This window comes from Enterobacter sp. AC1, from assembly GCF_050434705.1.
Lineage (GTDB): Bacteria > Pseudomonadota > Gammaproteobacteria > Enterobacterales > Enterobacteriaceae > Enterobacter > Enterobacter cloacae_L.
On record NZ_JBNDIZ010000013.1, the window covers coordinates 73,120 to 81,751 of the forward strand.

At 56.6% G+C, this 8,632-nt stretch carries 7 protein-coding genes; 5 read left to right on the forward strand and 2 right to left on the reverse strand.

Annotated elements, in window-relative coordinates; all coding sequences use genetic code 11:
• Positions 1-22: 22 nt before the first annotated feature.
• Positions 23-724 carry an NAD(P)H-flavin reductase gene (gene fre / locus M2433_RS23210; protein WP_032675626.1) on the forward strand — a complete coding sequence of 234 codons (702 nt, stop codon included), beginning with the start codon at positions 23-25 and terminating at the stop codon, positions 722-724.
• Positions 725-884: 160 nt separating this feature from the next.
• Here fre and fadA read toward each other — a convergent pair whose 3' ends face one another.
• Together fadA and fadB are read right to left on the reverse strand one after the other, a co-directional pair.
• Positions 885-2,048, reverse strand: coding sequence for an acetyl-CoA C-acyltransferase FadA (gene fadA / locus M2433_RS23215; protein ID WP_059311549.1), 1,164 nt, complete (start codon positions 2,046-2,048; stop codon positions 885-887).
• A gap of 9 nt (positions 2,049-2,057) precedes the next feature.
• On the reverse strand, positions 2,058-4,247 hold the full coding sequence (gene fadB / locus M2433_RS23220; RefSeq protein WP_429057829.1) for a fatty acid oxidation complex subunit alpha FadB: 2,190 nt from the start codon (positions 4,245-4,247) through the stop codon (positions 2,058-2,060).
• Positions 4,248-4,437: 190 nt separating this feature from the next.
• Here fadB and pepQ point away from each other — a divergent pair, with 190 nt between their 5' ends.
• From pepQ to hemG, 4 genes are read left to right on the forward strand one after another with little or no spacing between them, the layout of a single operon-like run.
• On the forward strand, positions 4,438-5,769 hold the full coding sequence (gene pepQ / locus M2433_RS23225; RefSeq protein ID WP_429057827.1) for a Xaa-Pro dipeptidase: 1,332 nt from the start codon (positions 4,438-4,440) through the stop codon (positions 5,767-5,769).
• Complete coding sequence (locus M2433_RS23230; RefSeq protein WP_047345431.1) at positions 5,769-6,383, forward strand: IMPACT family protein; 615 nt, start codon at positions 5,769-5,771, stop codon at positions 6,381-6,383. Before pepQ ends, M2433_RS23230 begins: the two co-directional genes overlap by 1 nt.
• 39 nt (positions 6,384-6,422) lie before the next feature.
• The gene (gene trkH, locus M2433_RS23235) at positions 6,423-7,874 is read left to right on the forward strand and encodes a Trk system potassium transporter TrkH (RefSeq protein WP_023309600.1); all 1,452 of its coding nucleotides are present in this window, start codon (positions 6,423-6,425) and stop codon (positions 7,872-7,874) included.
• A 10-nt stretch (positions 7,875-7,884) separates the two neighbouring features.
• Entirely contained in the window at positions 7,885-8,430 is a 546-nt protein-coding gene (hemG, locus tag M2433_RS23240; RefSeq protein ID WP_047345430.1) for a menaquinone-dependent protoporphyrinogen IX dehydrogenase, read from the forward strand.
• Positions 8,431-8,632 lie beyond the last annotated feature (202 nt).

An 8,632-nucleotide genomic window follows, 5' to 3' on the forward strand; every position in this document is an offset into this window, starting at 1 on the left:
GACTTCCCGACAGAGAGAGCGAATGACAACCTTAAGCTGTAAAGTGACCTCGGTAGATGCCATCACCGACACCGTATATCGCGTCCGTTTAGTGCCAGAAGCGCCATTCTCTTTTCGCGCTGGTCAGTACTTAATGGTTGTGATGGATGAGCGTGATAAGCGTCCTTTCTCTATGGCCTCAACGCCAGCGGAGCAGGAATTTATTGAGCTTCATATTGGTGCGTCAGAGCTTAACCTGTATGCGATGGCGGTGATGGATCGGATCCTGAAGGAACGCGAAATCGTGGTGGATATTCCACACGGTGAAGCGTGGCTACGCGATGACGAAGACCGTCCACTGATCCTCATCGCTGGCGGCACAGGCTTCTCGTACGTGCGCTCTATTCTGTTGACCGCCCTGGCGCGTAATCCGGACCGTGATATCACCATTTACTGGGGTGGCCGCGAAGAGAAACATCTGTACGATCTCTCTGAGCTGGAAGCGCTGAGCGTAACCCATCCTAACCTGCGCATTGAGCCGGTGGTTGAGCAGCCGGAAGAGGGCTGGCGTGGGCGTAGCGGGACGGTGCTGACGGCGGTACTCCAGGATCATGGCACGCTGGCAGGGCACGATATCTATATCGCTGGCCGTTTTGAGATGGCGAAAATTGCCCGCGACCTGTTCTGTAACGAACGTGACGCGCGTGAAGACCGTCTGTTCGGCGATGCGTTTGCGTTTATCTAAATAAAAAGCCCGCCCCTGACAGGCGGGAAGAACGGCAACTAAACTGTCTCTCTTCGCCAATGACGCCAGTGGCGGTGAGAATCTCTCGTAGGCCGGGAAAGCGCAGCGCCTCCCGGCAAAAGCCCGATGGCGCGATGCTTATCGGGCCTACGTTATAGCCTTACACTCTCTCAAACACCGTCGCGATACCCTGACCCAGCCCGATACACATCGTTGCCAGACCAAACTGAGCGTCTTTGCGTTCCATCAGGTTAATCAGCGTGGTGCTGATACGCGCCCCGGAGCAGCCCAGCGGGTGACCGAGGGCGATCGCGCCGCCGTTGAGGTTAATCTTCTCGTCGATCTGCTCCATCAGACCCAGATCCTTAATGCACGGCAGGATCTGCGCGGCGAACGCTTCGTTCATCTCAAACAGGTCGATGTCGCTGGCGGTTAATCCCGCTTTTTTCAGCGCAAGCTTAGAAGCCGGAACCGGGCCGTAGCCCATGATCGAAGGGTCGCAGCCCACGACCGCCATCGAACGCACGCGGGCGCGAGGCGTTAACCCCAGCTCGCGAGCGCGGCTTTCGCTCATCACCAGCATCGCGGCGGCACCGTCGGACAGCGCCGACGAGGTACCTGCCGTGACCGTCCCGGTGACCGGATCAAACGCAGGTCGCAGGGTGGAAAGCGCTTCTACGGTGGTTTCCGGGCGGATCACTTCGTCGTAGCTGAACTGCTTCAGAACGCCGTCAGCATCGTGGCCGCCGGTAGGGATGATCTCGTTTTTAAAGGCGCCGGACTGCGTTGCAGCCCATGCGCGAGCGTGAGAGCGGGCGGCGAAGGTGTCCTGCATTTCACGGCTGATGCCGTGGAGGCGGGAGAGCATCTCAGCGGTGAGGCCCATCATCCCTGCCGCTTTCGCCACGTTACGGCTCATACCCGGGTGGAAATCGACCCCGTGGCTCATCGGTACGTGACCCATATGCTCCACGCCGCCGACCAGGCAGGCCTGGGCATCGCCGGTCATGATCATACGTGCCGCGTCGTGCAGCGCCTGCATGGATGAACCACACAGACGGTTAACGGTGACGGCCGGAACCGAATGCGGGATCTCCGCCAGCAGCGACGCGTTACGGGCGATGTTGAACCCCTGCTCCAGGGTCTGCTGCACGCAGCCCCAGTAAATATCGTCGAGCGCAGCAGGATCCAGCGCCGGGTTACGTGCCAGCAGGCTACGCATCAGATGCGCGGAGAGATCTTCCGCACGCACGTTACGGAATGCACCGCCTTTTGAACGGCCCATCGGGGTGCGAATCGCATCAACAATGACAACCTTTTCCATTGTGACTCCTTAAGCCGTTTTCAGCTCGCCAACCGGACGGGCTGGCTCAACTGCTGGATAGTAGGGTTCGTTATGGCGCGCTTTGTTGCGCAGCCCTTCCGGCACCTCATAAAGCGGGCCGAGGTGCTGATACTGCTGAGCCATATCGAGATAGCGGGCGCTGCCGAGGGTGTCCAGCCAGCGGAACGCGCCGCCGTGGAACGGAGGGAAGCCCAGGCCGTACACCAGCGCCATGTCGGCTTCTGCCGGGCTGGCGATGATGCCTTCTTCGAGGCAACGCACCACTTCGTTGACCATCGGGATCATCATGCGTGCGACGATCTCATCGTCGGTGAAGTCGCGTTTCGGCTGACTGACGTCGGCCAGCAGGCCATCCACCACGGCATCTTCTTCTTTCTTCGGTTTGCCTTTGCTGTCTTCTTTATAGCGCCAGAAGCCCAGGCCGTTTTTCTGACCGAAGCGGTTGGCGTCGAACAGGGCGTCAATTGCGTCGCGATAATCTTTCTGCATGCGCTGCGGGAAGCCCGCCGCCATGACTGCCTGAGCGTGGTGGGCGGTATCAATGCCGACCACATCCAGCAGATACGCCGGGCCCATCGGCCAGCCGAACTGTTTTTCCATCACTTTGTCGATTTTGCGGAAGTCCGCGCCGTCGCGCAGCAGCTGGCTGAAACCGGCGAAGTAAGGGAAGAGTACGCGGTTGACGAAGAAGCCCGGGCAGTCGTTAACGACGATCGGCGTTTTACCCATCTTGCTTGCCCACGCCACCACTTTAGCAATGGTTTCGTCAGAGGTTTTTTCCCCGCGGATCACTTCGACCAGCGGCATACGGTGTACCGGGTTGAAGAAGTGCATCCCGCAGAAGTTTTCCGGACGCTTCAGCACGCTCGCCAGTTCGCTAATCGGAATGGTCGAGGTGTTAGACGCCAGCACGGTGCCAGGACGCACCTTGTCTTCCGTTTCCGCCAGCACCGCTTTTTTGACTTTCGGGTTCTCAACCACGGCTTCAACCACCACGTCCACGCGGTCGAAACCGGTGTATTCCAGCGTTGGCTGGATCGTCGAAATCACTCCGGAGAGCTTAAGTCCGTCAATTTTGCCGCGTTCCAGCTGTTTATTCAGCAGCTTGGCCGCTTCGGTCATGCCCAGCGTCAGGGATTTCTCGCTGATGTCTTTCATTACCACCGGCACGCCTTTCCAGGCCGACTGGTAAGCGATGCCGCCACCCATAATGCCGGCGCCGAGTACCGCCGCGTGTTTTGGCGTCTCAACGTTCTTGGTCAGCTGTTTGGCTTTTCCTTTCACGAACTGATCGTTGAGGAAGATACCGACCAGCGCGCGAGCTTCATTGGTGTGCGCCAGCGGGACAAAGCTCTGGTTTTCAAGCTTCAGCGCTTCGTCGCGACCAAGGCGGGCCGCTGCTTCAATGGTTTTTACCGCGGTGATGGGCGCCGGATAATGTTTACCTGCCGTCTGCATCACCATGCCTTTGGCGATGGTGAAGCTCATGGTGGCTTCAATCTTGCTGAGCTTTAACGGTTCCAGCTTCGGCTGGCGTTTGGCTTTCCAGTCGAGATCGCCGTTAATCGCCTGACGTAAAATGGCGACAGCGCCTTCAACAAGCTTCTCTGGTTTAACGACGCCGTCGACCAGGCCAATTTTCTGCGCCTGTTCTGCACCGACGTCTTTACCTGCGGCAATGATCTCAAGCGCGCTGTCGGCACCCAGCATGCGAGGCATACGCACGGAGCCGCCGAAGCCCGGCATGATACCCAGCTTCGTCTCCGGCAGGCCAATGCGCAGGTCCGGCGTCGCCAGGCGGTAATCCGTGGCTAATACGCATTCGCAGCCACCGCCCAGCGCGTAGCCGTTAACGGCGGAGATGGTCGGGACAGGCAGATCTTCCAGACGGTTAAAGACGCTGTTAGCAAAGTGCAGCCACTGGCTCAGCTGTTCTTCCGGTACCAGGAACAGTGACAGGAATTCGGTGATATCGGCACCAACAATAAAGGCCGCTTTGTTCGAGCGCAGCAGCAGCCCTTTTAATTCAGGTTGTTTTTCAAGTACATCCAGCGCCTGGCCAAGACTGGCCACCGTCGCGGTATCAAGTTTATTCACTGAGCCGGGGGCATCGAACACCAGTTCGGCAATGCCATCTTCCAGCCAGTTGAGGTACAGGGTGTCGCCTTTGTAAAGCATGTCAGTCTCCTGAATCCATCAAGTGGATCTGGTCATACCAGATGAGTCGGAGTGTGGGATTTATGTTAATAAAATGCAAATTACTCATTAAGAAATTGCTGCATTGATCACGGTCGGTGGAAATCACGCAGCCGGAGTGAGGTGTGCTAAGATGCGATGACTTGAGGTCAAAAAAACGAAAGGAAGAATGATGGACTCACTGGCTTCGCTTTATAAAAATCATATCGTTACCCTACAGGAACGTACCCGCGATGTACTGGCCCGCTTTAAGCTGGATGCGCTGTTGATCCACTCTGGCGAGCTGATGAATACTTTTTTGGATGACCATGCTTATCCGTTTAAGGTCAACCCGCAGTTTAAAGCCTGGGTGCCGGTGACTCAGGTTCCAAATTGCTGGCTGCTGGTGGATGGCGTGAACAAGCCGAAACTGTGGTTCTACCTGCCGGTTGATTACTGGCACAACGTTGAGCCGCTGCCGACCTCTTTCTGGACGGAAGAAGTGGATGTCATTGCGCTGCCAAAAGCCGACGGTATTGGCAGCCAGCTGCCGGCCGCACGCGGCAACATCGGCTATATTGGCCCTGTTCCGGAGCGTGCGCTGGGCCTGGATATTCCGGCAGACAAACTGAACCCGAAAGGGGTGCTGGATTACCTGCACTATTACCGCGCGTATAAAACCGACTACGAACTTTACTGCATGCGTGAAGCGCAAAAAACGGCGGTGAATGGCCATCGCGCCGCACACGAAGCGTTCCAGTCGGGTATGAGCGAGTTCGACATCAACCTGGCTTACCTGACAGCGACAGGCCACCGCGATACCGACGTGCCGTACAGCAATATTGTTGCGCTAAACGAGCATGCCTCCGTCCTGCATTACACCAAACTCGATCACCGTGTACCGTCTGAGATGCGCAGCTTCCTGCTTGACGCCGGTGCCGAGTACAACGGTTACGCGGCAGACCTGACGCGTACCTGGGCGGCAAATGCGGATACCGATTTCGCGCAGCTGATTAAAGACGTGAACGATGAACAGCTGGCGCTAATTGGCACCATGAAGGCGGGCACCAGCTATGTGGATTACCACATCCAGTTCCATCAGCGCATCGCGAAGCTGCTGCGTAAGCACCAGATTGTGAAAGACATGAGCGAAGAGGCGATGGTCGAGAACGATCTGACCGGGCCATTCATGCCGCACGGTATTGGTCACCCGCTGGGCCTGCAGGTTCACGACGTTGCGGGCTTTATGCAGGATGATACCGGTACGCATCAGGCGGCACCGTCTAAATATCCTTACCTGCGATGCACCCGTATTCTTGAGCCGCGTATGGTGCTGACGATTGAACCGGGGATCTACTTTATCGAATCCCTGCTGGCGCCGTGGCGTGAAGGTCAGTTCAGCAAGCACTTCAACTGGGAAAAAATTGACGCGCTGAAGCCGTTTGGCGGGATTCGCATCGAAGATAACGTTGTGGTGCACGAAAACGGTATCGAGAACATGACGCGAGACCAGAAGCTGGCCTGATGGAAAGCTGGCTGATACCGGCTGAACCGGTCACCTTTGTTGAGGAAATCAAGAAAAGCCGCTTTATTACGCTGCTGGCGCATACCGACGGCGTAGAGGCGGCAAAGGCGTTTGTCGAGTCCGTCCGGGCTGAGCATCCTGACGCACGCCACCACTGCGTGGCGTGGGTGGCAGGGCCGCCGGACGATTCGCAGCAATTGGGGTTTTCCGACGACGGTGAACCGGCGGGTACGGCCGGTAAACCCATGCTTTCCCAGCTGATGGGCAGCGGCGTGGGTGAAATTACCGCCGTGGTGGTGCGCTACTACGGCGGCATTTTATTAGGTACGGGTGGGCTGGTTAAAGCGTATGGCGGAGGGGTTCAGCAGGCGCTGAATATACTCATAACGACCCGCAAAACGCCGCTCACCGAATATACTTTACTGTGTGATTACGCCCAGTTATCCGGCATCGAAACGTTGCTGAAGCAGTTTAACGGGGTCATCGCACACAGTGAATATCAGGCAATGGTGCAATTACGCGTGGCGCTTCCTCAGGCGGAACTGGCTGCTTTTTCAGCAAAACTGGCTGATTTTAGTCGTGGTTCGTTGCAATTGCTGCCGATTGAAGAATAATCCCCACCTCACTTTTGAATACCAAAGGAAGCGGCAGAGATGCATTTTCGTGCCATAACCCGAATCGTTGGACTGCTGGTCATACTCTTTTCCGGGACGATGATTCTCCCTGGACTGGTGGCGCTTATCTACCGGGACGGTGCGGGGCGGGCATTTACCCAGACCTTCTTTGTCGCGCTGGCGATTGGATCTCTGCTGTGGTGGCCAAACCGTCGGCAGAAAGGTGAGCTGAAATCTCGCGAGGGCTTTCTGATTGTGGTCCTGTTCTGGACGGTACTGGGAAGCGTCGGTTCGTTGCCCTTTATCTTCTCTGAACAGCCTAACCTGAGCATCACGGATGCCTTTTTTGAATCGTTCTCGGGTTTAACGACCACCGGGGCGACGACGCTGGTGGGCCTGGATTCGCTTCCGCACGCGATTCTCTTTTATCGCCAGATGCTGCAGTGGTTCGGTGGTATGGGGATCATCGTCCTGGCCGTGGCTATCCTGCCTATTCTGGGCGTAGGTGGTATGCAGCTCTATCGCGCCGAAATGCCCGGGCCGCTGAAAGACAACAAAATGCGGCCTCGTATTGCCGAGACGGCGAAAACCCTGTGGCTGATTTATGTCTTGCTGACGGTTGCCTGTGCGCTGGCGCTATGGTTTGCCGGGATGCCTGCTTTTGATGCTATCGGACACAGCTTTGCGACGATTGCCATCGGCGGGTTCTCCACCCACGATGCCAGCGTGGGTTACTTCGACAGCCCAACGATCAATACCATCATTGCGATTTTCCTGCTGATCTCCGGCTGTAACTATGGCCTGCACTTCTCTTTATTGAGCGGGCGCAGCCTGAAGGTGTACTGGCGCGATCCGGAGTTCCGCATGTTTATTGGTGTCCAGCTTACGCTGGTCATCATCTGTACCCTGGTGCTGTGGTTCCACGACGTTTATAACTCGGCGCTGACGACTCTAAACCAGGCGTTCTTCCAGGTGGTCTCGATGGCGACGACCGCCGGGTTTACTACGGACAGTATTGCGCGCTGGCCGCTGTTCCTGCCGGTGCTCCTGCTGTGTTCCGCGTTTATCGGCGGCTGTGCGGGCTCCACGGGCGGTGGCCTGAAGGTGATTCGTATTCTGCTGCTGTTCAAGCAGGGCAACCGTGAGCTAAAACGTCTGGTCCACCCGAACGCGGTCTACAGCATCAAACTGGGTAACCGCGCGCTGCCGGAACGTATCCTCGAAGCGGTGTGGGGATTCTTCTCGGCGTATGCGCTGGTCTTTATCGTCAGTATGCTGGCGATCATCGCGACGGGGGTGGATGATTTCTCTGCCTTTGCGTCCGTCGTAGCAACATTGAACAACCTCGGTCCTGGCCTGGGGGTTGTGGCGGATAACTTTGCCAGCATGAACCCGGTCGCGAAATGGATCCTCATCGCCAATATGCTGTTTGGTCGTCTTGAGGTCTTTACGCTACTGGTGCTGTTCACCCCTACATTCTGGCGCGAGTAAGGAGCCGTTGATGAAAACACTGATTCTTTTCTCTACCCGAGATGGACAAACGCGTGAGATTGCCGCGTATCTGGCGTCGGAATTAAAAGAGCTGGGTATTTACTCGGATGTGGTAAACCTGAATCGCGCAGAGCAGATTGCCTGGCAGGATTACGACCGCGTGGTGATTGGCGCGTCAATCCGTTATGGGCATTTCCATCCGGCGCTGGATCGCTTTGTGAAAAAGCACACGGCGGTGCTCAGCAAATTGCCCGGTGCGTTTTACTCGGTCAATCTGGTCGCGCGTAAAGCCGAGAAGCGTACGCCGCAGACCAACAGCTACACGCGCAAGTTTTTACTCAGCTCGCCGTGGCAGCCTGACCTGTGCGCCGTTTTTGCCGGCGCGCTGCGCTACCCTCGCTATCGCTGGTATGACCGCTTCATGATCCGCCTGATTATGAAGATGACGGGGGGCGAAACCGATACACGTAAAGAAGTGGTTTATACCGACTGGTCGCAGGTGGCCAGTTTCGCTCGGGAAATCGCGCATTTAACGGGCAATTCGCGACTTAAATAAGCGTTAAGTTTGAAAAGTGAGCGAACGAAAAGTTTTTTGTATTTTGTGCTTGTCACTTAAGAATAACTCCCTATAATGCGCCTCCACTGACACGGAACAACGGCACGCACGCCGCCGGGTCAGCAGAGAAAAGCGAAAATAAACGCTTGACTCTGAAGCGGGAAAGCGTAATATGCACACCCCGCGCCGCAGCGAAAAGCGA